Genomic DNA, 25,021 nt, shown 5'->3' on the forward strand with positions numbered 1-25,021 from the left:
CATTTTGCTTACGATGATTTTGGCAATACTGTATTTTAGAACTCCGTCCAACGTTGACGTGGGTTGACCGATAGCCGCTGGTTATCCGGTCTCTCCCGCGTGAGACTGATTTCCCTAAAGGCAGCTAAGTCGAATAATACCAATGACAACAGGCTTAGATATTACTGAAGGCAACTCATTTAAGGAAGCGCGGCGGCGAAGCGAAGTATCGAGGTATACACGGATAGGCTGAAACGCTTATCTGAAAGGGCTTTGAGTGAGGCGATGCGCGTTTCGCCAATGTGAATTTAAGCAAACGAAGTGCGGTAATTTGAATCCCGATGCCGGGCGGCATCGGGATTAAGAACAATACTAAAATTCGTTGCAGCGATTTATGCTTCTTAAGCGTTTAAAGCAGGGCTTTCAGCCGACTTCGGCAATCAATTCGATTTCGACGCACGCGCCCAGCGGAATCTGCGCTACGCCAAATGCCGAGCGCGCATGTTTGCCGGCCTCGCCGAAGATATCGGCGATCAATTCGGACGCGCCGTTGGTCACCAGATGCTGCTCGGTGAACTCGAACGTGGAGTTGACGAGGCTCATCACCTTTACGATCCGCGTTACCTTGTTCAGGTCGCCGACGTGCGCGTGCAGCGTGGCGATCAGGTCGATGGCGATGGAGCGCGCAGCCGCACGGCCTTCCTCGGTTGTGAGCGTAGCGCCCAGCTTGCCCGCCCATACCTTGCCGTCCTTCTTCGCAATGTGCCCGGACAGATAAACCAGGTTGCCGCTTTGTGCGCTCATCACGTAGGCGGCGGCGGGGGCGCCGGCCGTCGGCAGCTCGATGCCGAGTTCCTTCAGCTTGTCGTATACGTTCAGTTGGGCCATGGGGTACTCCCTGAAAATGGAAAGGATGAAGCGGGAGCGTGCCCAGGCGGTCGTCCCGCCGCGGCACGCTTGAAATGCAATGCAATGCAATGCAATGCGATCAGACCAGCGCGCGAATCAGTGCACCGAGTTTGGCGACACCTTCGTCGATCTTCGCCGGGGGCACGGTCACGAACGACAGCCGTAGCGTGTTGTGCTCTGCTTCGTTCGCGAAGAACGGGCCACCGGGCACGAACGCGACGTGCTGCTCGATTGCCTGCTCGAGCAGTTTCATTGTATCGATGTGCTTACCGCCGTGTTTCGGCAGCGTCACCCACACGAACATGCCGCCTTCCGGACGATTCCATTCAACGCCTGGCGGCATGTGCTGTTCGAGCGACGCCAGCATCGCCGCGCATTGGTCGCGATACAAGGCGCGGATCTTCGGGATATGCGTCTCGAGGAAACCGTCCTTCACGACTTCATGCACGATGCGCTGCGTGAGGCTCGGTGTATGCAAGTCGGTTGCCTGCTTCGCTTGCACCAGCTTGAAGTGCAATTCTTCCGGCGCAATGATGTACCCCACGCGCATGCCGGGCGACAGGACCTTCGAGAACGAACCCAGATGCACGATGTGATCGGGCGCCATCGACAGCATGGTCGGAAGCGGCGCGCCCGCGTAGTCGAGTGCACCGTACGGATCGTCCTCGATCACCGGAAAGCCGGCGCGTTGCGCAAACGCAGCCAGCGCGGTGCGGCGTTCCAGCGACAGGCGGCGGCCGGTCGGGTTCTGGAAATTCGGCTGCGCGTACAGGAGGCGCGCACCCGCCGTCAGCGTGGCGTCGAGCGAGGACGGGATCAAGCCGTGTTCGTCGGTCGGGACTTGCACGTATTTCGGCTCATACATGGAAAACGACTGCAGCGCGCCGAGATACGTCGGTGTTTCGACGAGTACGCGGCTGGCGGGGTCGATCAACACCTTGCCGAGCAGGTCGAGCGCTTGTTGCGAGCCAGTTGTGATCAGCACTTGCGAAGGACGGATCGACGCGCCGTTCACCGAGTAGCGTTGCGCGACCCATTCGCGCAGCGGCAGATAGCCTTCGGTGGCGCTGTATTGCAGCGCGGCGGCGGGGCTGTCGCTCAGGATGCGGTCGCACGCCACGCGCATTTCCTCGACCGGAAACGTAGCCGGCGACGGCAATCCGCCCGCGAATGAAATTACCTCAGGCCGCTCAGTGACCTTCAGGATTTCGCGAATCGCCGAACTGGTGAGCTTTCTCGCACGTTCGGAAAGTTGCCACGGCTGGGCTTGAAGGTCGGCTTGATTCATGGGGTCCTCAGTTGGTCTCGGTGAGCGGTTCTAATGCGCATGCGGGTTAGTGGAATGCTGCACGGTGCTTCGAATAAGGTCTTGCGTACTGCATTCAGCGCGGTCGGCTAACGACGGTGGACGCTCATTATGGCGTGCCCGGTGCGCGGACGGTCGGGGTTGATATTCATCAAAACCCAATACGACTACGAACCGCGCCGGCGTTCTATTGTTCGTCTTCCTGCACCGGATCTGCCGTGTCTTCGGGCGTGTCCGCGTCGTTAACCTCTTCTGCGTCCTCGGTCTTCCTGCTCTTGGCACGCTTGCGGACCGTCTTGGCCGGCGCGGCCTCTGCCCGCTTTGCCGCTTCAATCGATTCGGCCGATTCCCCCAGCGTAACGATAGAGCCATCCACCAACTCGAATTCCGCGACGAGTACAGGCGTACCTGCTGTCACCTCGACCTGCAGTAACTGCGATACGCCAAGCCATGCCAGTTGCTCGGAGATCAGATGCGCCCGTGGATGGAAACCCGTCAGCGACTTCAATGCAATCCCCGTTTCCGGCAGCGTTTCGCTCGGATGCTGCGGCGTGTCCCACTGGATCAGCGACGGCAGGAGCCCGTCGCCGGCGCCTTGCCACGCTGGGAAAGTGCCATCGGAGGGAACGGTCAGATCCCAAGCGTTCCCGCCGCGAGTCAGCGGTACCACAGCCGGGATACGCTCCGGGTATTGCGCTTGCCAACGCGTCAGCCGCTTCGGCCGGTTCACCCGCGCGACCCAATGCACCAGTTGCGGGCCGGCCTCAAGGCGCTTGATCTGCGCCGGGTCGTCGAGTGCGAAGAGGCGAGGGCGCGGTGTTTGGACGGGCTCCGCGTTCGGGTCAACCGCGATCACTTCCAGATATGTACCGCCCCACAGGTTCAGCAGGCGGTTATGCGTGCGCATCAGCGGATGTGCACCGCCTCCGGTCATCTCGACGCCCAGTTTCGCGGCGATAAAGTCCGCGCCTTCTTCCAGCGTGCGGGCAGCGATAACGAGGTGGTCGAGTTGCAGCGGATGAGCGGTCATAGTGCGCGAATAGCTTGAAGGAAAATTGCCCGGACAACGCCGGCTGAACTCGTCAGCATACCCGTTCCGCCCGGCTGTGCCGCTGCAGCAATTCTGCGTTAGCCATCTGGCCGAGTGTTTGGCGCAACGCTCGAAGTAACTGAAAAGCGCACCAAATGCGTACAGAAACCGCCAAGTTTACCTATCGTCCCTGACTTAAATGTATCGGCAACGACCGTAACAGTAACGGTACAATCGATCCGATACTCTACGGTACAGTCATCGAACGCATTTAATCTCCGATGGAACCTGACATGTCAGTCCCGCTCGACCAGATTCCCGCGCCACACGGCGCGCCGCAGCTGACGCTCGTCGACCAGTTGGTCCAATGGGGCCGGCGCCGGATTGACGAGCGGGTGTTCCGTCCGGGCATGCGCATGCCGTCCATCCGCAAACTTGCCATCGACAAAGGCGTGTCGCGTTTCACGGTGGTCGAGGCATATGAACGGCTGGTCGCGCACGGTTATCTCGACTCGCGGCGCGGCTCCGGGTTTTTCGTGCGCGACCGGACCAGTTCCAACGATTCCCACGTCCACCCAACGCTGGCCACCGAGCGCGCGCCGGTGCCCAGCTCTATCGACGTGGTCTGGCTGCTGCGCAACATGCTGCACACGTCGAGTCCGGCGAAAGGGCCGGGCATCGGTTATCTGCCGTCCAGTTGGCTGAACGGCGAATTGCTGACCGGCGCGCTGCGCTCCATGAGCCGGCAAAGCGGCGCGCAAATGCTCGGTTTTGGCACGCCGCAAGGTTTCCTGCCGCTGCGCCAGCAAATCCAGACGCGGCTGGAAGAGCTGGAGATTGGCGCGTCGACGGAGCAGATCGTGATGGTGTCCGGCGTGACGCAGGCCATCGACTTGATCGCGCGGGTGTTCGTCAAACCTGGCGATACGGTCATAGTCGGCGACCCCGCCTGGTTCCAGATGTTCGGCCGCTTCGTCGCACAGGGCGCGCGGCTGGTCGGCATGCCGTACACCCCGGACGGGCCCGATCTCGACGCGCTCGAAGCCATGGTCCAGACCTGGCGCCCGAAGATGCTCGTGATCAATTCCGTGCTGCAAAATCCGACCGGCACGTCGTTGACCGCGGCGCATGCGTTTCGCATTTTGCAACTCGCGCAGACCTACGATTTCATCGTCGTGGAAGACGATATCTACGGCGACCTCTGCCCGACCAATTTCCCCGCAACGCGGCTTGCGAGCCTTGACCAGCTAAAGCGGGTGATTTTCCTCAACAGTTATTCGAAGACGCTCGCGCCGAACTTGCGGGTGGGGTATATCGCCGCGGCGCCTGAAGTGGCGAACGCTATTGCCGATCAGAAAATGCTGGTTGGCATGACGAGCCCCGAACTGAATGAGCGCGTGCTGTACAAAGTGCTCACCGACGGCCACTACCGGCGTCACGTCGAACGGCTGCGTGCAAAGCTGGACGGAGTCCGGGAGAAAACCGTCCGGATGTTCGAAAAAGTCGGCTACAAGCCGTATCTGGTGCCATCGGCGGGTATGTTTTTATGGGCCGATACCGGCGTGGATTCCGAGGGGCTCGCTGCGGCCGGACACGAAGCTGGCTTTTTGCTGACGCCCGGCAGCTTGTTTTCCCCGCATCAGCTGCCCAGCACGTGGATGCGCTTCAACATCGCGAATTGCGGCGATCCGGGCCTGCCCGCGATGCTTTCCGCCTATTCGGACCGTGTGGGATAAGGCCACTGAAGTTTCGGCTTGAGCCAGATCACGCGCCCACGACTTGCCCCTTGAAATTATCGCGGGGCGACCTCATTTGTCGCAGAATTCGCGCGATGCTTTTCCGGCAATGCGCCAAGGCATTTACCGTTATGTCCGGTATGCCCGGTCGCACTCAGCCAGCCGCTTCGCTTTTCGCTTTGAAAATCCGTCAACACCAGACACAACCAGAGGAGCCGACCATGGCACAAGAAACCATGAGCTTTCAGGCAGAAGTTAAACAACTTCTGCACCTGATGATCCATTCGCTTTACAGCAACAAGGAAATTTTCCTGCGCGAGCTGATTTCGAACGCATCGGACGCGGCGGACAAGCTGCGTTTTGAAGGTATCGAAAATAGTGCGCTGTATGAGAACGATCCGGATCTGCGCATCCGCATCTCGTACGACAAGGCTGCGCGGACCGTGACTATCGACGATAACGGCATTGGCATGAGCCGCGACGAAGCGATCTCGAATCTCGGTACGATCGCGCGCTCGGGTACGAAGGAGTTCTTCTCGAAACTCTCCGGCGATCAACAAAAGGATGCTGCGCTGATCGGCCAGTTTGGCGTGGGCTTTTACTCGGGTTTTATCGTCGCGGACAAGATCACGGTTGAAACGCGTCGCGCCGGATTGCCGGCAAGCGAAGGCGTGCGCTGGGAAAGCGCGGGCGAAGGCGATTTCGTCGTTGAGCAGATCGAGCGCGCGCAACGCGGTTCGAGCATCACGTTGCATCTGCGTCCGGAAGAAGACGAATTTCTCTCCACGCACAAGCTGAAGTCGATTATCCAGAAGTACTCGGATCACGTCGCATTGCCCATCCTGATGAAGAAGGAAGAGTGGGATGCAGAGAAGTCCGAGATGGTCACCAAGGACGAAGACGAGACGGTGAATCAGGCGAGTGCGCTCTGGACGCGTCCGAAGAGCGATATCACCGACGAGCAATACAAGCTGTTCTATCAGCATCTTTCCCACGATCACGACGATCCGCTCGCCTGGACTCACAACCGCGTTGAAGGCCGGAGCGAATACACGCAGTTGCTGTATGTGCCGAAGCACGCGCCGTTCGATATGTGGAACCGCGACCACAAAGGCGGATTGAAGCTGTATGTAAAGCGCGTGTTCATCATGGACGACGCGGAACAACTCGTTCCCACGTATTTGCGCTTCGTGAAGGGCGTGGTCGATTCGGCTGATTTGCCGCTGAATGTATCGCGTGAAATCCTGCAGGAAAGCCGCGATGTAAAGGCGATCCGTGAAGGCGTGACGAAGCGCGTTTTATCGATGCTGGAGGAAGTGGCATCGTCGTCGGCAGAAGCCACGGATGACGTCGAGAAAGCCAAGTACAACACCTTCTGGAAAGAGTTCGGACAGGTGTTCAAGGAAGGTATTGGCGAGGACTACGGCAATCGCGAACGTATTGCGAAGCTTGTTCGGTTTGCATCGACGCATACGGATTCGTCGGAGCAGACCGTGGCGCTCGCCGACTACGTGTCGCGCATGAAGCCCGAGCAGACGAAGATCTATTACGTCACGGCTGACACGTGGCAGGCCGCGAAGAACAGCCCGCATCTGGAAGTGTTCCGCAAGAAGGGCGTGGAAGTGCTGTTGCTGACGGATCGTGTCGATGAATGGATGCTGTCGTTCTTCAATGAATTCGATGGCAAGCCGCTGCAAAGCGTGGCGCGCGGCGACCTGGATCTCGGCGCGCTGAACGACGAGGAAAAGCAGGCGCAGGAGAAGGTCGGCGAAGAGTTGAAGCCGTTGGTCGAAAGCATGAAGGCTGCACTGGAAGGCAAGGCGAAGGACGTGCGCCTGACATTCCGCCTGACCGATTCGCCGACATGTCTGGTCGCCGATGACGGCGACATGAGCGGGTACTTGCAACGCATGTTGAAGCAGGCGGGTCAGGAAGCGCCGCAGATGCAGCCGATTCTTGAAGTGAATCCCGAGCATCCGCTGGTGAAGCAGCTTCACGCCGATGACGCTAACTTCAGCGACTGGTGTCATTTGCTTTTCGACCAGGCGATGCTGGCCGAAGGTGGATCGCTGGAAGATCCGGCAAGCTTTGTGAAGCGGACTAACGCGTTATTGCTGGCGCGTTGATTTAGCGCTCGCAAGGAGCGAGGAAAACGCGCTGCCGGGAAACTGGCAGCGCGTTTTTTCATGGCGGCGTGAGGGCTTACTTCGCCTTGCGTTCCTTGTTGGCCTGCGCGACGACCGACGCCGCGAGCGTCTTGGTGTCCTTCGAATATTTGTTGCTGTGAAGAACCTGCCCGGCTTTGTGTTCCATCTCAGCTCCCGTTTGATTCTTCGTATGCGATTGCGATAACGCTGAAGCCGCGAGGCTCTTGGCAATCACCGACGTCTTCGGGTCATGCAACGTATGCGACGCCAGCGTGGCAACGACCTTCGACGTTTGTTTTGTGTTGACCGACATGTCTTTCCTCTCATGCTTTATAGATGGATCGCAACACGATTGCCGCGAGCGCCGGACATCTCCCGACCGGTTCGCCAGTCTCCCGTGAGCGATCACCGACATCTATACGAATCCTCCTATATACGTGTCTGGTTTTATAATCTCGCGCATGCCAAAAGCTCCTCTTGCCGGTACTCATGCCTGGCGCGACCGTCCCCTTCCCACTTTCACCGCCGATCAGAAGGACTGGCTCACGCGCGGCGGTTCGCTGACCGCGCATTTGCGCAAACTGGGCGATGTCACCGTCGAGGTCACGCGTGAGACGGTCGGGCAGCCATGGCGGGACGAAGCCGCGGCGCTGGACATCGCGCCGCGCACGCCTGTATGGATCCGCGAAGTCGTGCTGCGCGTGAACCGCGTGCCGTTCGTCGCGGCGCATAGCGTTGTGCCGCTCTATGCCAGTTCGGGCGTGTGGCAAGCCATCCGTCGATTGAGGACGCGCCCGCTTGCAGAGTTGCTATATAGCGATAGCAGCGTGTGGCGCTCGCCGCTGACGAGCAAGCGGATCAATGCACGCGATCCGCTCTATAAGCTCGCCGCGAGACAAACGGCTCATGAAACACCGCATGCGTTCGTTGCCCGCCGTTCGGTATTTCTGCGCAAAGACGCGCCGTTGATGGTCACGGAATGCTTGCTGCCGGCGCTCTGGTCCTTCCTTGAGCATCGCGAAAAATGCTGAAAGGCTTCCCCCCCATCGCCGATGAAAACACGCATACGCTGATTCTCGGCAGCTTTCCCGGCGTGGCGTCGCTGGTGGCGACGCAGTATTACGCGCATCCGCGTAACCAGTTTTGGCGGCTGGTGGGAACAGTGATCGACGAGCCTTTGCACGAGCTTCCCTACGGTGAACGCGTGCTCAGGCTACTGAATCACGGCATCGGTTTATGGGATGTGCTTGCCGCCTGCGAGCGCGAAGGCAGTCTGGACACCGCGATCCGCAACGCCAACCCCAACGATTTCGCCTCATTCCGCGTTCACGCGCCGCAGCTGAAAAAGCTTTGCTTCAACGGTAAAACCTCCGGCCGTTTCGAGCCTGTGATCCGCGCGGCTGGCTTTGAAACCCTCGTCCTGCCTTCGTCGAGTCCGGCGAATGCTATTCTCTCGTTCGATCAAAAATTGCGCATCTGGCGCGACATCCTTAAATGACCCAATTAATCAAACGCGCGTCGGCGGAAGCTCGTGCGTTCGGCAGCAAGCGTCAAGACAAACTCGACAAGAAGCAGAACAAGCGCTCGAAGCGCGAGCGCGACGAGGATCTTGACGACGCGCCTCGCATCGATGTCCCGCGCAAACCGCGTTTCGCGCCCGTGACGTTCTCGGAAGAGGACGGTGTGCGTTTCCTGCATTTCGGCACCGAATGGGTGCAGGGCGCAATGCGCCTGAAGAAGCCGAATCACATCGAGCTTGAATACGCACAGCAGATGATGGCGTGGCTGTTGTTCATCGAAACGCCGAAGCGCATCGTGCAATTGGGACTTGGCTCGGCCGCGCTGACGAAGTTCGCGCATGCGTTCCTCAAGCGCGCGAAGGTGGAAGCGGTCGAGTTGAACCCGTCCGTCGTGATAGCAGCGCGCACGATGTTCGAACTGCCGAACGACGACGCACGCCTGACCGTCCACGAGCAGGACGCGTGGGACTTCGTCAATGACCGTGAGAATCACGGGACCATCGGCGCATTGCAGATCGATGTCTACGATGCCACCGCGCGCGGCCCCGTGCTCGACAGCACGTCGTTCTATCGTGCGTGCCGGGCTTGCCTGACGGCGCCGGCGGGCGTGGTCACGGTCAATTTGTTCGGCGATCATCCGAGCTTCGTGCGCAACATGAAGCGCCTGAACGAAGCTTTCGATGGCCGCGTGATCGCGCTGCCTGAAGTCCACGACGGCAATCGCATTGCGATTGCGTTTGCGGGCCCGGAAATCGATGTGCCGTACGCGCAGCTTGAAAAACGCGCGAAGCTCATCGAAAAGAAATTGAAGCTCCCGGCCCGTCAATGGGTAAAGGGGCTGGCGATCAGCGCCAGCGCGGACGACGCAACCCGCTTCTCCATCTGATCGCTTAGGTGCCCAGCTAAGGGACCCAAGCACCCAAGGCGCGACCCGCCGACGAACCCGCTACCTGAAAAAAATGAAGACAGCCAGACATTACAACTGGCTGTTCTTCGTTATTACGGTTCGGGTTCGCCCTGCTTGACCCGCTTTTCTGCGTCCATATACTCCACGTGTTATTTCGGGGCGCTATAAGACTGAAGGTTGACCGCGAGACCCGCGCAAAGCCTGCGGAAGACCCAGTCAAGCAGCATATTTCAAAAGAAAGAGGAGAGCGTCATGGCTCAAGAGGCGGTGACCGCCAGTGGTCAAGTCCGCAACAAGAAGTGGCTCTGGCTGCTGGTTCTTCCGTGGATCGGCGTGGTATGGGTGCCGTTCTACAACAAGATTGAGCCCGTGCTCATGGGCTTTCCATTTTTCTACTGGTACCAGTTGCTCTGGGTGCTGATCAGCGCGGTGATTACGGCATTGGTCTATGTGAAGACCAAGCCTATCCACGATGTTCCCAAGCTCACGCCGGGGAGCCCGCGATGATGAATTCCACCGCAACCTTCGTCTTCGTCCTGTTTTTTATCGGCGTGACGATCCTGGGTTTTGTCGCTGCTCACTGGCGCAAGGCCGATCTCGGACAACTCGATGAATGGGGCCTCGGCGGCCGTCGCTTCGGCACGATCGTCACGTGGTTCCTGCTTGGCGGCGACCTTTATACGGCGTACACGTTTGTCGCGGTTCCGGCGCTCGTGTTCGGCGCGGGCGCGACTGGCTTCTTCGCGTTGCCGTACACCATCCTGATCTATCCGTTCGCTTTCGTCGTGTTTCCGAAGCTCTGGGCGATCTCGAAGAAGTTCGGCTACGTCACCGCTGCCGACTTCGTGCACGCCCGCTACAACAGCCGGATGCTCGCGTTGGCCATTGCCGTGACGGGGATTATCGCGACGATGCCGTACATCGCGCTGCAGCTCGTGGGTATTGAAGTGGTGATCGGCGCGCTCGGTTTCGATACAACGGGCTTCGTCGGCGACCTGCCGCTGATCATCGCGTTCGCAATTTTGGCAGCCTACACGTACACGTCAGGCCTGCGCGCGCCGGCCATGATCGCGGTCGTGAAGGACGTGCTGATCTACATCACGATCATCGCGGCCATGATCATTATCCCGGCGCAACTAGGTGGTTTCGGCGCAATCTTCAGCCATGTCGATCCGGCGAAGATCCTGTTGAAGGCACCGGACGCGTCGAGCCTGAATGGTTATAGCGCGTATGCCACGCTGGCGGTCGGGTCGGCGCTTGCGCTGTTCCTGTATCCGCACTCGGTGACGGCGGTGTTGTCGTCGAAATCGGGCAACACGATCCGCCGCAACATGGCGCTGCTGCCGGCATACTCGCTGGTGCTCGGTTTGCTCGCGTTGCTGGGTTACATGGCGCTGGCGTCGGGCGTGAAGGACATGCCGGAATTCGCTCCGTACTTCAAGGCGTACGGTTCGAACTTCGCCGTCCCGGCACTGTTCCTGCACTTCTTCCCGTCGTGGTTCGTGGGCGTGGCGTTTGCAGCCATCGGTATTGGCGCGCTGGTTCCGGCGGCCATCATGTCGATCGCAGCGGCCAACCTGTACACGCGCAACGTGCATAAGGAGTTCGTGAACACCAACATGACGCCGGAGCAGGAGACGAATGTCGCCAAGCTGGTGTCGCTGCTGGTGAAGGTCGGCGCGGTCGTGTTTATTCTTGCGCTGCCGCTGACCTATGCCATCCAGTTGCAACTGCTCGGCGGGATCTGGATCATCCAGACGCTGCCGGCGCTGGTGCTCGGGCTGTACACGCGCGTCCTGGATCACCGTGGCCTGCTGCTCGGCTGGGCTGCCGGTATTGCAACGGGTACGTGGATGGCGATATCGCTGAAACTGGCGGGCTCGATCTTCACGATCCACCTGTTCGGTTATGCGATTCCTGGCTACGCCGCGGTGTGGGCGCTGGTCGTGAACCTGGTGGTATCGATCGTGGTGAGCATCGCGGTGCGCGTGATCGGCCTCAAGCGCTCGGATGACCGCACGAGTCCCGAGGATTATTACGACGTCGCGGAAACTTGATCCGTTTGAAGATGAGAAAAACGGGCTTCCAACCCCGTTCTGACTCGAAAGCTGGTAAAACGCCCGTAACGGATGTTGCGGGCGTTTTGTCTTGTGCGCCCGGTTTCATCAGCCTTTTGCCCCGCTCAATTCATCGGGAACCGCATGTCCTCGTCCGATACGACCAGGCCTCATCGCAGCCAGGCACGGCGTTTATTGCATGTGCTGGGTTCGCCGTATTTTCGTTATCGATACGCCAAATACCTGCATGCGGCGCGCGTGGCGCTGGCGCTGCTTGCATCGATTGCACTGACTTCAGGTATTGATATCCCGCACGGCGAATGGTCGTCGGTGACCTTGCTGGTGGTGATTGGCGGCTTGCAGCATCACGGCAATATCCGCAAGAAGGCCGCGGAACGCGCGCTGGGGACGTTGCTGGGCGCGTCGCTAGGATTGGGGCTGATCCTGCTGCAATCGGCCACCCACTCGACCATGATCACGTATGTACTGCTGGCAGCGATCTCCGGGGTCTGCGCGTATCACGCCATCGGCAAGCCGGGATACATCGCGTTGCTGACGGCGATTACGACGATCATCGTCGCGGGACACGGCGATTTGTCCATCGAAGTGGGGCTGTGGCGCACCCTGACGGTGCTGATCGGGATTGTGATCGCGCTCGCGTTTTCGTTCGTGCTGCCGCAATACGCGACGTATTCATGGCGCTACCGGCTCGCCGATAACATGCGCGAAAGCGCGCGGATCTACGGCGCAATCATGGAAGGCCAGCCGATGCCCGCCGACGTCCTGACCATGCATTTCCTCACGATGAATTCACGGCTGGTCACGTCGCGCTCCTTGCTGCCGTCGGTGGCGAAGGAGATCGGCGTGCCGGCCGCCGTGCTCGACGATATCCAGCGCCAGCATCGATCAATTCTCAGCGCGCTTGAAATGATGGCGACGGCGATGCCGGTTGCGTCGGCTGGTAAGCCGGGATTTGCCGAGAGCCCATATACGGACGAGCGCGCGGTGCGGCACACGTTGCTGCTGTTAGCCCGCGCGTTGCGCTTTGGGCGCGTGGGGTTGCTGCACGCCGCAACCGGGTCTGCCGCAGCGGCGGCGCGGCTGGAACAGACAGCAAATGTTGCTGCGTGCCTCGCGCCCGAATTGCAGGGACCGTACTGGCTCTCACAACGGCTGGCGGAACAGGTCGACCGGCTGCGCTTGCGGCTGATCGAGATCGAGCGGCAGTGGAACATCGAGGGAGCGCAGCCGTTTCATCGATGAAAACTGAAGAAGCGACGCAGACGACCCGCAGCGTCAGCCCTCCATGTCTTCCATCACGTTCACCATCCACGGCATGCCGAATTTATCGGAGACCATGCCAAAACCGCTGCTCCAGAAGGTGGGTTGCCAGGCCATCCGTACATCGCCGCCAACGCTCAATGCGTCAAACATTTTTTGGCCCGAAGCGGCGTCGTCGGCAACGATCGAGATACTGAAGCCCGAGAAAACCTGCGGAGCAGGGTTCACGCCATCCGACGCCATGATGACGCTTTGCCCTATCCTGAAAGTGGCATGCATGACCTTGTCCAGCCATTCGGGCGTGGCGGTCACGCCTTCGGGGGAATCCTTGAAATGCAGGACGGACAAGGTTTCGGCGCCGATCGCCTTTTGATAGAACTTAAGCGCTTCTTCCGTGCGGCCGTTGAAGAACAAGTAGGGTTCGAGACGCATTGGCAACTCCTGGATTTATCGGGCAGCCTCGCCGCCCGTGCCAAAAGTCTAGCCCACGCCCAAGGGCTAAAAACGCACTCCACAGGCTCGATACGCATAAAAAAAGGCGTCGGCGTAATAGCGCCGACGCCCGTTTTCAGACGCGAAATACAGCTGTTGCAACCGCGAAATTATTTCAGCGCTTCGATCAGTTTTTCGAGCTTGACTGCGTCAGCCGCGAACGCGCGGATGCCTTCGGCGAGCTTTTCAGTTGCCATGGCGTCGTCGTTGACGAGGAAGCGGAAGCTCGATTCATCGACTTCAATCTTGCTCACCACATCATTCGCGACCGCTTCCGGCGACAGCTTGCGTTCGACCTTTTCGGTGCTGTCGGCGAGCTTTTGCAGCAGGTCCGGGCTGATGGTCAGCAGGTCGCAGCCGGCCAGTTCGGTGATCTGGCTGACGGTACGGAAGCTCGCGCCCATCACTTCAGTCTTGTAGCCGAACTTCTTGTAGTACGCGTAAATCTTGCGCACCGACTGCACGCCCGGATCGTTTGCGCCGCCCATCTTGACCGGATCCCAATCCGCGCCTGCCGACTTCTTGTACCAGTCGTAGATACGGCCAACAAACGGCGAGATCAGTTGCGCGCCGGCGTCCGCCGCAGCCGCGGCTTGCGCGGTCGAGAAAAGCAGGGTCATGTTGCAGTGGATGCCATCCTTCTGCAGCGTTTCCATCGCGCGGATGCCTTCCCAAGTGGACGCCAGCTTGATCAGGATGCGCTTGCGGTCGATGCCCGAATCTTCGTACAGCTTGATGAGCTCGTGACCCTTGGCGATGGACCTCTTGATGTCGAACGACAGGCGGGCGTCGACTTCTGTCGACACACGGCCCGGGACGATCTTCAGAATTTCCTTGCCGAAAGCAATCAGCAACTGGTCGATGATCTGGCCCATCGGCTTGCTGGCGTGGTCCTTGACGGTCTTCTCGAGCAGCGGCTTGTAAGCGTCGTTCTGGACGGCCTTGAGGATCAGCGACGGGTTCGTGGTCGCGTCTTGCGGCTTGAATTCGCCGAGTTGCTGGAAGTTGCCGGTATCGGCGACAACGGTGGTGTATTGCTTAAGCTGATCGAGAGCGGTGGTCATGTCTGGTCTTCGGCGCGTTGTGCCGTTGTCAAAGATGCGGAATGCCCGCGGGTGAAAGGGTTTTGCGAGGCCGCTGGTGCTGATGTACTGCGCCACAAGCTGTTGGCGAGCGGCTCGCCCCAAATTGCTATTCAAATGCCATTCTATTCCTGCTGCGCCGTTTGGCGCAGAGAACACGGTAGTTGGCGGCCGTGCTTCCTGACTTGGGCCGCTGAGCTACGGAATTGCTTGCGATGCCCCACTCTTTTTTCGACGGCAGGTGGCTTCGAGAGTTCACGCGCTGAGATTGCTGACTGCGAGTCCGATTCGCGTTTTACGACGGGCACTTCAATGTGCTGCGCAATCGCGATGCCAGCGCTCCGCATCTGGGTCTCCACGCCCCATTACACGTGGTTCGCGTGAACATTTCGCGTCGAAACGATCAATCTACGCCCGCCGCGCGCTGAGCACAATCTGCGTGACGACACCCGCCACCAGGCCCCAGAACGCCGACCCGATCGACAGCAGCGTCAGTCCCGACGCGGTGACCATGAACGTGACGAGCGCGGCTTCGCGCTGGCGCGGGTCGCTCATCGCGTTGGTGAGGCCGCTCATGATCGAGCCGAACAGGGCCAGCGCGGCGACTGACACCACCAGCGCTTTGGGCATCGATGCGAATAACGCAGAAATGGTCGCGCCAAAAATGCCGGCCAGAAGGTAGAAAATCCCGCACCAGACGGCGGCCATGTAGCGCTTCGCCGGGTCCTGGTTAGCTTCGGGTCCGGTGCAGATGGCGGCGGTGATGGCGGCCAGGTTGATGCCGTGGGAGCCGAACGGCGCGAGAACGAGCGATGCCAGGCCGGTAGTCGCGATCAGCGGCGCGGACGGCGTGTCGTAGCCGTCCGCCCGCAGCACGGCGATGCCGGGCACGTTCTGGGAGGCCACCGCGACCACGAACAGCGGGATGCCGATACTGATGACCGACGCGAGCGAGAAGTGAGGCAAGGTGAAAACGGGGTGCGCGAGCGCGACGTGGAACTGGCTGAAGTCGAGCAGACCGAGCGACCCTGCGACGACGATGCCGACCACGAGCGTCGTGAGGATGGCGTAGCGGGGAGCGAGGCGTTTCACGACCAGATAGGTGAAGAACATCGCCAGGACGAGGGCGGTCTGGAACTGGGCGGCCTTGAATATCTCGATGCCGATCTCGAACAGGATGCCGGCCAGCAGCGCGGCGGCGATGCTGACGGGGATTTTCCGCATGAGCGTATCAAACCAGCCCGTGAGGCCCACGATAACGAGCAAAACTGCGCAGACGACGAAAGCGCCGATCGCGTCCGGATACGCCACGTTCGGAAGCGATGTCACGAGGAGCGCCGCGCCCGGCGTCGACCAGGCGATAACGATGGGCGCGCGGAACTTGAGCGAAAGGCCGATCGTGCATAGCGCCATGCCAATGGAGAGGGCCCAGATCCAGGAGGAAATCTGTGCGTCGGAGAGATGGGCGGCGCGTCCTGCCTGGAACATGAGGACGAGCGCGCTGGTATAGCCCGTCATCATCGCGACGAATCCCGCGACGAGCGCAGAAATGGAGGAATCGGCGAAAGGGCTGAAGGTCGTGGCGGGCGGATTCATGCGAAGCCTTGGGGAGACGATCGCAGATCGTACCGGCCAGAAGGGATTAAGGGCAGTGACAGTCCGGAAAAATTTTGCCGTGCCACTTTAAAAAGCGGCTTGCCGAACGCGGTTTATTTAGAAAGCGCGCGCATTGCGCTTTCAAGTCCGCCAAGCGTCAGGCCATACATTCGGCCGCCTAATATTTGCCGAATAATCGATACCGACTGCCGATATTCCCAAAGTCTTTCCGGCTCCGGATTGAGCCACGCAAAACGCGGGAATTGATCGGCAAGGCGTCTTAACCAGACTGCGCCGGCTTCGGCATTGTTGTACTCGACCGAACCGCCGGGTTGAACGACTTCATACGGGCTCATGGTTGCATCGCCGACAAAAATCAGCTTGGTGTCGGGCGAAAACTTGTGCAGTACATCAAACGTCGCGGTGCGCTCACCATGCCGTCTCCGGTTATTTTTCCAGAGATAGTCATACACGCAGTTGTGGAAGTAATAAAACTCCAGATGTTTAAACTCCGACTTCGCCGCCGAAAAGAGTTCTTCAACGCGCTTGATATGGTCGTCCATCGATCCGCCGACATCCAGCAGCATCAGGACTTTCACATTATTGTGGCGCTCCGGCACCATCTTCAGGTCGAGCCAGCCGGCATTCGCGGCAGTACTGCGAATGGTGTCGGGGAGATCGAGTTCATCGGCGGCGCCTTCGCGCGCGAACCGCCGCAAGCGCCGCAATGCCACCTTGATATTGCGCGTCCCGATTTCGACCTGATCGTCGTAATCCTTGTACGCGCGTTCATCCCAGACCTTGATGGCCGTTCGATTCCCTGCGGAATCCCCGCCAATCCGAATCCCTTCAGGGTTATATCCACCATTGCCGAATGGCGACGTCCCGCCCGAACCAATCCACTTGCTGCCGCCTTCGTGCCGTTCGTTCTGCTCTTCGAGAAGTTCTTTCAACCGTTCCATCAACTTGTCGATACCGCCAAGCGCTTCTATCTGGCGTTTTTCCTCGGGCGTGAAATCCCGTTCCAGGCGCTTCTTGAGCCAGTCGAGCGGGACATCGAATGCGTCTTCATCGAGTGCGGCAATACCCTTGAAATAGGTGCCGAACGCCTGGTCGAATTTATCGAAGTATTTCTCGTCCTTGATCAGCGTCATGCGCGCGAGAAAGTAAAACTCATCGATAGAAGGGCCAATGACCTGAGCCTTCAACGCTTCAAGCAAAGTCAGGTATTCCTTCACCGAAACCGGTAGCTTGGCGCCGCGCAGAGTATAGAAAAAGTCGATCAGCATGCCGGGCTCCTTGCCCCAATCTATCGCAGTACGGCTATGAATCGAGCTGCAAGTCGAGCCGCGTTTCCAGTTTGGCGCGCAGGTTTGCACGCACGGCCGGCCACTCGGACTCGATTATCGAAAATACCACCGTATCGCGGTAAATGCCGTCCCGGCCGATCTGGTGATTGCGCAGGATTCCGTCTTCCTTCGCACCCAACCGCGCAATTGCCGTGCGCGACTGACGGTTCATGAAATGCGTCCGGAACTCGACGGCGATCGTCTTCAGCGTATCGAACGCGTGCGAGAGCAGGAGCAGCTTGACTTCGGTGTTGATCGCCGTGCGCTGCACGCGTTTTGCGTACCACGTGCTGCCAATCTCAAGCCGCCGATGCGCCGCCTCAACGTTCATATACCGCGTGCTGCCCACTACGTCGCCTGTCCTCGCGTCGATCACGGTGAATGGTTGCGCGCCGTCCGAATCGCGCTGGGCGAGTGCCGCGTCCATCCACGTGGTGATTGTGCCGGGCGAGGGGACGCTCGTGTACCAGAGCTTCCACAACTCGCCGTCCGCCGTGGCGCTGGCGAGCGCGTCCTGATGCTCGCGCTCAAGCGGCACGAGTCTCACGAACTTGCCTTCCAGCGTAACCGGATCGATCCAGCGGCTCATGCGCGCAGCCCTTCAACGATTGTTGCGGTTCATGAACAACAGGCGCTCGAACAGGCTCAGGTCCTGTTCGTTCTTGAGCAATGCGCCATGCAACGGCGGGATGATCTGTTTCTGGTCGGTCGAGCGCAGCGCTTCCGGGCCAATGTCTTCAGCCAGCAGCAGCTTCAGCCAGTCGAGCAATTCCGATGTCGACGGTTTCTTCTTCAACCCGGATACATTGCGCAACTCGAAGAAACTTTGCATCGCGGCGGCGAGCAGTTCCTGCTTGATGCCGGGGAAATGTACCTCGACGATCTCTTTCATCGTCGTCGGTTCGGGGAACTTGATGTAGTGGAAAAAGCAGCGGCGCAGGAACGCGTCGGGCAGCTCTTTTTCGTTGTTCGACGTAATGATCACCAGCGGCCGGTGTTTCGCTTTCACCAGCTCGTGAGTCTCGTATACATAGAATTCCATCCGGTCGAGTTCGCGCAGCAGGTCGTTCGGGAATTCGATGTCCGCTTTATCGATTTCATCGATCAGCAGCACGCCGGGTTCGTCGGCATCGAATGCCTGCCACAGCACACCCTTGACGATGTAATTGCGGATGTCCTTCACGCGTTCGTCGCCAAGCTGAGAATCGCGCAGGCGCGACACCGCGTCGTACTCGTAAAGGCCTTGCTGGGCTTTGGTGGTCGACTTGATGTGCCATTGAAGGAGCGGCATGCCGAGCGCGGCGGCGACTTCCTCGGCCAGCATCGTCTTGCCGGTGCCGGGCTCGCCCTTGATCAAAAGCGGGCGCTGCAGGGTGATGGCGGCGTTGACGGCGAGCTTGAGATCGTCGGTGGCGACGTATTGCGATGAACCTTCAAAACGCATGACGCGTCCCTCGGAGAAGGAAAAATTGCAGTATAAGTCAGAAGGGTTTTGGGGGCGCCGCGCCCGGGACGTCCGGCCGGGCGCAGCCGGCGCCTGAAACGGGTCTCAAACGCCGCGTGACTTCCGAGCGAGAAGCAAATGTCCATCGGACAGATTGTCGCAGTCTCCCCGGACCCCAATCCCCACGGGCTTGCGCGACGGGGACGACCCCGCTGCGGCCGGTGGACGCAGGGTAGGTCGCGCGGTACAATTAGCGCGATTTTTTTGGCCCGCGTGGCTGGAAAAACGGAAATGCGCGGAAATTCGTGGAAATGCGCTTCAAGGCGCGATTGAATGCGGCCATTCAATGCCATCATTGCCGCGCGCGACCGTTTGACCAGTCCCGAGAAAGTCCCGGAACGCCAGGCGTCCAAGGTGCCGGATTTCCCCTCATGCCAGGTTAGAAGCTATGAATAAATTCGTCGGCAAATGTGCCGTGATCGCAGCGCTGTCGGGGCTTGCCGGCTTCGCGACACAGGCATCCGCCGATGTCGTGGGCAACGCGAAAGCAGCCCAGGGCAAAGTTGCGATGTGTATCGGGTGCCACGGCATTCCCGGTTATCGCACCGCGTATCCCGAGGTGTACCGGGTCCCCATGCTCGGCGGCCAGAGCGCCCGCTACATTGAGAACGCGCTGCATGCCTACAAGAAGGGCGATCGCCATTTTGAAACGATGCATGGCATAGCAACCACGCTCTCCGATCAGGATATAGCCGACATCGCTGCGTATTACGCCGCGCAAACCCCCTCTTCGAAGAACAATCCCGACAAGTGATCCGCGTTGCGTCCCTATCTGAAACGTCAGATCCAGGGCGCCCGTCACCCGGTAATCACTAATCGCGGACAGGAGAATTCATGAAGGCACTCGACACAGTGTTGAAAACAACATGCACGGCAGCCGCGCTGATCGGCGCGCTCGGCGCTCTTGCCATGCAGCCGGCGCATGCAGCCGATGCAAGCAATGGCAAGGTGCTCACCGAGGCCCACAATTGCGCGGCCTGCCACGGCCCGAACCTGAACAAGCCGGTGAGCGCGGAGTATCCGAAGCTCGCAGGTCAGCACGCCGACTATCTCTACTGGGCGCTGCGCCAGTACCAGATGGGCAACGGCAATCCGAACTTCGGGCGTAACAACCCGATCATGTCGGCGCAGGTTCAGAGCTTGTCGCAAAGCGATCTGAAAGACATCTCGGCGTATATCGAATCGCTGGATGGCGATCTGGTCGTGAAGAAGTAAGCGTCGCACGCGCGCTGTTGTTGTTCGCTGTTGTTGTTTTATCGGACGCAAAAAAACACCCCGCCGGTCAGTGACCCGCGGGGTGTTTTCGTTTTTGGTCCAGCGCTCGATTCTTCAGTCTCAGTCAGTCTCGCGACGCGCGCTGTTCGATCAGCGCAAGATACGCGTCGGTGTCCGGCGGCGTGTTGTTGCGCTGTGATTCCCAGATGATCTGCCCGAGGCATTCCATGATTGCGTGCTGAGCGTCGTGCGTCGAGCCCATCCGGCTGACGAGCCGCTCATGCGCGCGCCGGATGCCGGGCGGCTGATCGATCGACAGTTGCTCGGTGATCGCAAGGTGCATCGATAAATGCAGGAACGGGTTGCTCTTGCCCTGATCCGGAGAGTAGTCGGCGTGGGCCACGTCGGGATCGGCGAGTTCTTGCTGATATTCAGGATGTTCACCGATCCAGTCCGCAGCAATGCTCTCAAGCGGTGTCAGGACGCCACCTTCGCGCTGCTTGCGCCAGGTGTCGGTGAAAAATTGGCGAACTTCGTCGCGGCTGGGGTTGAACATGGTTGTGGGGCTGCTTGCGGGTATCGTTTTCAGAGGGTCATTTTAATCTGCATCACCGCCTTTCGCCCGCTTCGGGCCGCCGCGCTTATTCTGCTAACTTTGCTTACTCGACAGGCGCCGGCGTCTTCGGCCGGTATTCGCACAGCGGCTCGATCGCGCAATGCCAGCATTCCGGCACGCGCGCCCGGCATACATAACGACCGTGCAGGATAAGCCAGTGGTGGGCGTCCTGCTTGAATTCATCGGGGACGAATTTCTCAAGCGCCGCTTCGACCGCTTTCACGTCTTTGCCCGGCGCGAGCCCGGTCCGATTCGATACCCGGAAGATATGCGTATCAACCGCGATAGTCGGATGGCCGAACGCCGTGTTCAGGATCACGTTGGCCGTCTTGCGTCCGACACCCGGCAGTGCTTCGAGCGCCTCGCGATTATCCGGCACCTCGCCGCCGTATTGCTCGATCAGTATCTTGCACGTGGCGATCACGTTCTTCGCCTTCGTCCGATACAAGCCGATGGTCTTGATGTACTCCGTCACGCCTTCTTCGCCGAGCGCCAGCACCTTGGCCGGCGTGTTGGCGACCGGATACATGCGTCGCATTGCCTTGTTCACGGAGACGTCGGTGGCCTGCGCCGACAGCATCACCGAGATCAGCAATTCGAACGGCGACTCGTGCTCAAGTTCGGTGGTCGGATGCGGATTCAGGCTTTGCAGCGTTTCAAAGATCGCACGGCGTTTTGTGGGGTTCATCGCGTTCAGGTTTTATTGTCGCTGCTTGGGCTACCAGAATTGTCAGCGTCGATGGCGGGTGTCGAACTTTTGTCGTCGTCTGCGCGAATCATACCGAGCCGGCGACGCCGGGCTTCCGCTGCATCGATCTGCGCCTGAACCTCCGGGCTGACCGCATCGGTATTCTTCGGTCCCGCGCCGAGCCTGGCCATTTCTTCTTTCTTCTGGCGCGCACGGTCCATCGCCGCCTGGATGATGGCGCGCTTTTTCGCCTGCGCGTCATCGTCGGCAGTGGCGGTGGATTGCGCCTTTGTTGAATCGAGCGATGCATCCTGCTGGACATCGGATTGACCGTGTAACTCAACGTTCGGCTCGCTATGCGGTGCGATACCCGCTGCCCCGGCCATGCGTGCCGCCTTGCGCGCTTCGGCCGCGTCGCGTTCACGGGCGAGGCGTGCGAGCCGCTGATCGTGCCGCTCGCGTGCCGCGTCGGCTTCCTGCTGGCTCCATGCGTCCCAGCCAGTCTTCTCACCCGTGACCGGGACCATGGCGATGCAATCGACCGGGCAGGGCGGTACGCACAAGTCGCAACCCGTGCAGAGCTCGGGGATGATCGTGTGCATCTGCTTGGCAGCGCCGATGATTGCATCTACTGGACATGCCTGGAGGCATAGCGTGCATCCGATGCAAAGATTTTCATCGATGATCGCAAGCGGCCTTGGCCGTTCAATGCCGTTATCCAGATTCAACGCAATGACGGGCAGGCCGAGCAGGCTCGCGAGGCGGGCCACGCCTTCCTCGCCGCCCGGCGGGCACTGGTTGTATTTTGCTTCGCCAGCGGCAATCGCTTCAGCATACGGGCGGCACGCGGGATAACCGCATTTAGTGCATTGCGTCTGGGGCAGCCGGTCTTCGATCTGGTCGGCGAGGGTCTTGGAAGAGGTTGCAGTCACTACGGTCACATTAACGGCTTGCTACAGCGTGGGGAGGGCGGTGCGAACGGGCATGCTTTACGGCTTTCACCGGGCCTGTGGATCCGGCGAAACAGATGTTTGGCCATTCGCTCGACCTAACCAATCCGCAATCGGCGAGCTTCGGTAAAAAGGCGCGCTGGATATGACGACGGCTCGTCGACGGCTCAGGTCCGCGTTCATCCTTGACGTCACGGTCGAGCGTTTCCGGCCGTTGCATGGGAAGCCGCATTATCGCTGAATTTCAAGCGGTTCCCAATCATTCCCAATTGCCAACATGCCAACGATGTGCACATAATCAAATTGCTTTCGATTGACTGCAGGACGGTATTCCCCACTCACGTTGGCGTAGCCGATCCATCGCATGCTTCTTGTGGACACGGGAAGCGTAACGATATCCCGATAACGCGGTTTGTCGATCACAAAGCCACCATGAACCAGCCAAAAATCAAAAGAGATCCCGAGGGTACACGCCGTCGCATCCTGCTCGCCGCCGCAGAGGAATTCGCGGCCGGTGGCTTGTTCGGCGCGCGTGTCGACCAGATTGCACGCCGTGCCGAAACCAACGAGCGAATGCTCTACTACTATTTCGGCAGCAAGGAGCAGTTGTTCACGGCCGTGCTCGAACATGCATTCGCCGCACTCACCGACGCTGAAAAGACGCTGGATCTGGATGGAATCGCACCGGTCGAAGCCATCACGCAACTGGCGCATTTCATCTGGAATTATTATCGTGAGCATCCCGAACTCTTGCGGCTCATCAATAACGAAAATCTGCACGAAGCCCGCTATATAAAGGGCTCTACCCGGATTCGAGAATTGATATCGCCGGTGGTCGCCACGCTTGCGAAAATTCTCGAACGCGGTCAGCACGCGGGACTATTCCGCAATAACGTCGACCCTCTGCGCTTTTACGTGACCTTGTCGGGTCTGGGCTATTACATCGTATCGAATCGATTCACGCTCGAAGCCACGTTCGGACTCGACTTCAGCCGCGACGCCGAACGCGATGAAATCATCAAAATGAACACGGAGTTGTTGCTCGCGTATTTGCTGCGACGCTGACACATCGGCCTCATTGCCGCCTTCTCACCGAAGAGAGGCCGCAAAACAAAACACGCCGCGTAAAACGCAGCGTGTTTTGACATGCCAATTAATTTCAGACTGCTATCTGCATCGGACGTCGATCAAGCCGGGACAGCTTCCTTTTTCGGCGCCTTGTCGTGCGCGAGAATAAATTCGCGCAGTTGCGGATACACCATCGTGCGCCAGCGGCGTCCAGAGAAAATACCGTAATGGCCGGCTTTCTCTGCCATGTAATGGCGTTTGTTCTTCGCCGGAATGCCGGTGCACAAATCATGTGCCGCACGGGTCTGGCCGCTGCCGGAAATGTCGTCGAGTTCACCTTCGATGGTCAGCAATGCCGTGTTCTTGATGTCCTCCGGACGTACCAGCTCGCCATTGACATCCCACGTGCCTTCAGCGAGTCGATACTCCTGGAACACAATACGAATGGTGTCGAGATAGTAGTCGGCGTCCATGTCGAGCACGGCGTTGTATTCATCGTAGAAACGGCGATGTTGCTCCGCATCTTCGTCGTCACCACGCATCAGGTTCTGATAGAAATCCCAATGCGCCGTCACGTGCCGCTCCGGGTTCATCGCGACAAAACCGGCATGCTGCAGAAAGCCCGGATACACCTTGCGGCCCACACCCGGATAGTTCGCCGGCACCGTGTAGATCACGTTGTTCTCAAACCATTCGTATGAATGTTCGCTCGCCAGCGAGTTGACCGACGTGGGGCTGCGACGCGCGTCAATCGGGCCTCCCATCATGGTCATGGTGCGCGGCGTGTCTTCGCCGCGGCTGGCCATCAGCGAGATCGCGGCGAGCACCGGCACGGTCGGCTGACATACCGAAATCACATGCAGATCTTTCGCGCCAATGTGGCGGATGAATTCCTGGATGTATTCCACGTAGTCGTCGAGATGGAACGCGCCGTCTTCGAGTGGCACCATGCGGGCATCGAGCCAGTCGGTCAGGTAGACCTTATGATCCTGCAGCAGGGTCTTCACGGTGTCGCGCAACAGCGTGGAGTGGTGACCTGACAACGGAGCGCAGACCAGCACGATGGGCTCGGTCTTGAGTTCGGTGACGGTCGCGCTGTCGTCCGAGAAACGCTTGAAGCGGATCAGCCGGCAGAAGGGCTTTTCCATCACGATCTGCTCGACGATAGGAATGGCATGACCGTTCTTCTCGATCTGATGCAATTCGAACTCTGGCTTTTCGTAGTCCTTGCCCAGGCGATACAACAATTCGTAGCCGGCTGCGAGGCGCGTGGAACCGGGCACGTACGCGAGCGGGCTGGAAGGATTAGTGAACGACTTCGATGCCGCTTCCGCCCATGCCGTGAGGGGACTCAACATGGCCCGCTGAAATTCGTGCAATTGATAGAGCATGTCTGACCTGTAAAAAACCGGTTATGCCCGTGTTCGGGCGCATGTCCGGCGGTTGGCCTCTATCGGCGGTAGCGTCATGCCGGTCAGGTTTTCGCTGGTTCCGGCCCGGCGTGCAGTTCGCCGATTGCACCGTATTGCTGGCGCTGGCAGTTATTCAATGCTTCGTGGGTTGCTTCGTTTATTGCTTGTTTGCTCAAC

The 25,021-nt window shown here is 59.4% G+C and carries 24 protein-coding genes and 1 pseudogene; 11 read left to right on the forward strand and 14 right to left on the reverse strand.

Translation table 11 applies throughout. The features are described from left to right. Positions 1–402: 402 nt before the first annotated feature. The 3 genes from ACMX25_RS02925 to ACMX25_RS02935 all read right to left on the reverse strand — a co-directional run bounded on the left by ACMX25_RS02925 (position 403) and on the right by ACMX25_RS02935 (position 3,224). Complete coding sequence (locus ACMX25_RS02925; protein WP_414948057.1) at positions 403–867, reverse strand: RidA family protein; 465 nt, start codon at positions 865–867, stop codon at positions 403–405. 100 nt (positions 868–967) lie between these two features. Then, entirely contained in the window at positions 968–2,176 is a 1,209-nt protein-coding gene (locus tag ACMX25_RS02930; protein ID WP_414948058.1) for an aminotransferase-like domain-containing protein, read from the reverse strand. A gap of 205 nt (positions 2,177–2,381) precedes the next feature. After that, positions 2,382–3,224, reverse strand: coding sequence for a VOC family protein (locus ACMX25_RS02935; RefSeq protein ID WP_414948059.1), 843 nt, complete (start codon positions 3,222–3,224; stop codon positions 2,382–2,384). A gap of 293 nt (positions 3,225–3,517) precedes the next feature. Here ACMX25_RS02935 and ACMX25_RS02940 point away from each other — a divergent pair, with 293 nt between their 5' ends. Together ACMX25_RS02940 and htpG are read left to right on the forward strand one after the other, a co-directional pair. Continuing rightward, positions 3,518–4,960 (forward strand): aminotransferase-like domain-containing protein, encoded by a 1,443-nt coding sequence (locus ACMX25_RS02940; protein ID WP_414948060.1) that lies wholly within the window; start codon positions 3,518–3,520, stop codon positions 4,958–4,960. Between the two features lie 221 nt (positions 4,961–5,181). Beyond that, the gene (htpG, locus tag ACMX25_RS02945; protein WP_414948061.1) at positions 5,182–7,086 is read left to right on the forward strand and encodes a molecular chaperone HtpG; all 1,905 of its coding nucleotides are present in this window, start codon (positions 5,182–5,184) and stop codon (positions 7,084–7,086) included. Positions 7,087–7,162: 76 nt separating this feature from the next. Here the strand turns inward: htpG and ACMX25_RS02950 are convergent, their stop codons facing one another. Further along, positions 7,163–7,420 carry a hypothetical protein gene (locus ACMX25_RS02950; RefSeq protein ID WP_414948062.1) on the reverse strand — a complete coding sequence of 86 codons (258 nt, stop codon included), beginning with the start codon at positions 7,418–7,420 and terminating at the stop codon, positions 7,163–7,165. A gap of 148 nt (positions 7,421–7,568) precedes the next feature. Here ACMX25_RS02950 and ACMX25_RS02955 point away from each other — a divergent pair. The 6 genes and pseudogenes from ACMX25_RS02955 to ACMX25_RS02980 form a co-directional block, all read left to right on the forward strand. Further along, positions 7,569–8,117, forward strand: a pseudogene (locus ACMX25_RS02955) (chorismate--pyruvate lyase family protein); the annotation flags it as partial. Between the two features lie 14 nt (positions 8,118–8,131). Further along, positions 8,132–8,605, forward strand: a complete 474-nt coding sequence (locus ACMX25_RS02960; protein WP_414948063.1) for a DNA-deoxyinosine glycosylase — start codon at positions 8,132–8,134, stop codon at positions 8,603–8,605. Further along, a complete protein-coding gene (locus ACMX25_RS02965) occupies positions 8,602–9,513 on the forward strand; it encodes a class I SAM-dependent methyltransferase (protein WP_414948064.1) in 912 nt (303 codons plus the stop codon). Before ACMX25_RS02960 ends, ACMX25_RS02965 begins: the two co-directional genes overlap by 4 nt. Positions 9,514–9,786: 273 nt before the next feature. Beyond that, entirely contained in the window at positions 9,787–10,041 is a 255-nt protein-coding gene (locus ACMX25_RS02970; RefSeq protein ID WP_414948065.1) for a DUF3311 domain-containing protein, read from the forward strand. Beyond that, entirely contained in the window at positions 10,041–11,591 is a 1,551-nt protein-coding gene (gene mctP / locus ACMX25_RS02975; protein WP_414948300.1) for a monocarboxylate uptake permease MctP, read from the forward strand. The genes ACMX25_RS02970 and mctP overlap by 1 nt, the downstream gene beginning before the upstream one ends. A gap of 144 nt (positions 11,592–11,735) precedes the next feature. Then, positions 11,736–12,854, forward strand: a complete 1,119-nt coding sequence (locus ACMX25_RS02980; protein ID WP_414948066.1) for an FUSC family protein — start codon at positions 11,736–11,738, stop codon at positions 12,852–12,854. 33 nt (positions 12,855–12,887) lie between these two features. Here ACMX25_RS02980 and ACMX25_RS02985 read toward each other — a convergent pair whose 3' ends face one another. The 6 genes from ACMX25_RS02985 to ACMX25_RS03010 all read right to left on the reverse strand — a co-directional run bounded on the left by ACMX25_RS02985 (position 12,888) and on the right by ACMX25_RS03010 (position 18,835). Further along, entirely contained in the window at positions 12,888–13,304 is a 417-nt protein-coding gene (locus tag ACMX25_RS02985) for a VOC family protein (RefSeq protein WP_414948067.1), read from the reverse strand. A gap of 170 nt (positions 13,305–13,474) precedes the next feature. Beyond that, positions 13,475–14,428, reverse strand: coding sequence for a transaldolase (gene tal, locus ACMX25_RS02990; RefSeq protein ID WP_414948068.1), 954 nt, complete (start codon positions 14,426–14,428; stop codon positions 13,475–13,477). 426 nt (positions 14,429–14,854) lie between these two features. After that, positions 14,855–16,042 carry a benzoate/H(+) symporter BenE family transporter gene (locus ACMX25_RS02995; protein ID WP_414948069.1) on the reverse strand — a complete coding sequence of 396 codons (1,188 nt, stop codon included), beginning with the start codon at positions 16,040–16,042 and terminating at the stop codon, positions 14,855–14,857. Positions 16,043–16,155: 113 nt separating this feature from the next. After that, the gene (locus tag ACMX25_RS03000; RefSeq protein WP_414948070.1) at positions 16,156–17,331 is read right to left on the reverse strand and encodes a vWA domain-containing protein; all 1,176 of its coding nucleotides are present in this window, start codon (positions 17,329–17,331) and stop codon (positions 16,156–16,158) included. A gap of 34 nt (positions 17,332–17,365) precedes the next feature. Further along, complete coding sequence (locus ACMX25_RS03005; protein ID WP_414948071.1) at positions 17,366–17,980, reverse strand: GNAT family N-acetyltransferase; 615 nt, start codon at positions 17,978–17,980, stop codon at positions 17,366–17,368. Between the two features lie 12 nt (positions 17,981–17,992). Next, positions 17,993–18,835: an AAA family ATPase gene (locus ACMX25_RS03010; protein WP_301780162.1), complete on the reverse strand. Its 843-nt coding sequence runs from the start codon at positions 18,833–18,835 to the stop codon at positions 17,993–17,995. Between the two features lie 448 nt (positions 18,836–19,283). On the opposite strand from ACMX25_RS03010, the gene ACMX25_RS03015 reads away from it, so the two are divergent. After that, entirely contained in the window at positions 19,284–19,649 is a 366-nt protein-coding gene (locus tag ACMX25_RS03015; RefSeq protein WP_097261818.1) for a c-type cytochrome, read from the forward strand. An 80-nt stretch (positions 19,650–19,729) separates the two neighbouring features. Further along, the gene (locus tag ACMX25_RS03020) at positions 19,730–20,110 is read left to right on the forward strand and encodes a c-type cytochrome (protein ID WP_414948072.1); all 381 of its coding nucleotides are present in this window, start codon (positions 19,730–19,732) and stop codon (positions 20,108–20,110) included. Positions 20,111–20,234: 124 nt separating this feature from the next. On the opposite strand, the gene ACMX25_RS03025 is transcribed toward ACMX25_RS03020, so the two are convergent. The 3 genes from ACMX25_RS03025 to rsxB all read right to left on the reverse strand — a co-directional run bounded on the left by ACMX25_RS03025 (position 20,235) and on the right by rsxB (position 22,346). Then, entirely contained in the window at positions 20,235–20,666 is a 432-nt protein-coding gene (locus ACMX25_RS03025; RefSeq protein WP_414948073.1) for a DUF1841 family protein, read from the reverse strand. A gap of 103 nt (positions 20,667–20,769) precedes the next feature. Further along, positions 20,770–21,414: an endonuclease III gene (nth, locus tag ACMX25_RS03030; RefSeq protein WP_414948074.1), complete on the reverse strand. Its 645-nt coding sequence runs from the start codon at positions 21,412–21,414 to the stop codon at positions 20,770–20,772. A gap of 5 nt (positions 21,415–21,419) precedes the next feature. Beyond that, the gene (gene rsxB, locus ACMX25_RS03035; protein ID WP_414948075.1) at positions 21,420–22,346 is read right to left on the reverse strand and encodes an electron transport complex subunit RsxB; all 927 of its coding nucleotides are present in this window, start codon (positions 22,344–22,346) and stop codon (positions 21,420–21,422) included. A gap of 450 nt (positions 22,347–22,796) precedes the next feature. Here rsxB and ACMX25_RS03040 point away from each other — a divergent pair, with 450 nt between their 5' ends. Next, positions 22,797–23,429 (forward strand): TetR/AcrR family transcriptional regulator, encoded by a 633-nt coding sequence (locus ACMX25_RS03040; protein WP_089160752.1) that lies wholly within the window; start codon positions 22,797–22,799, stop codon positions 23,427–23,429. Between the two features lie 122 nt (positions 23,430–23,551). On the opposite strand, the gene ACMX25_RS03045 is transcribed toward ACMX25_RS03040, so the two are convergent. Next, positions 23,552–24,823, reverse strand: coding sequence for a polyhydroxyalkanoate depolymerase (locus tag ACMX25_RS03045; protein WP_414948076.1), 1,272 nt, complete (start codon positions 24,821–24,823; stop codon positions 23,552–23,554). Between the last annotated feature and the right edge of the window lie 198 nt (positions 24,824–25,021).

This window comes from Caballeronia eucalypticola (genome assembly GCF_047608185.1).
In the GTDB taxonomy this organism is placed as follows: domain Bacteria; phylum Pseudomonadota; class Gammaproteobacteria; order Burkholderiales; family Burkholderiaceae; genus Caballeronia.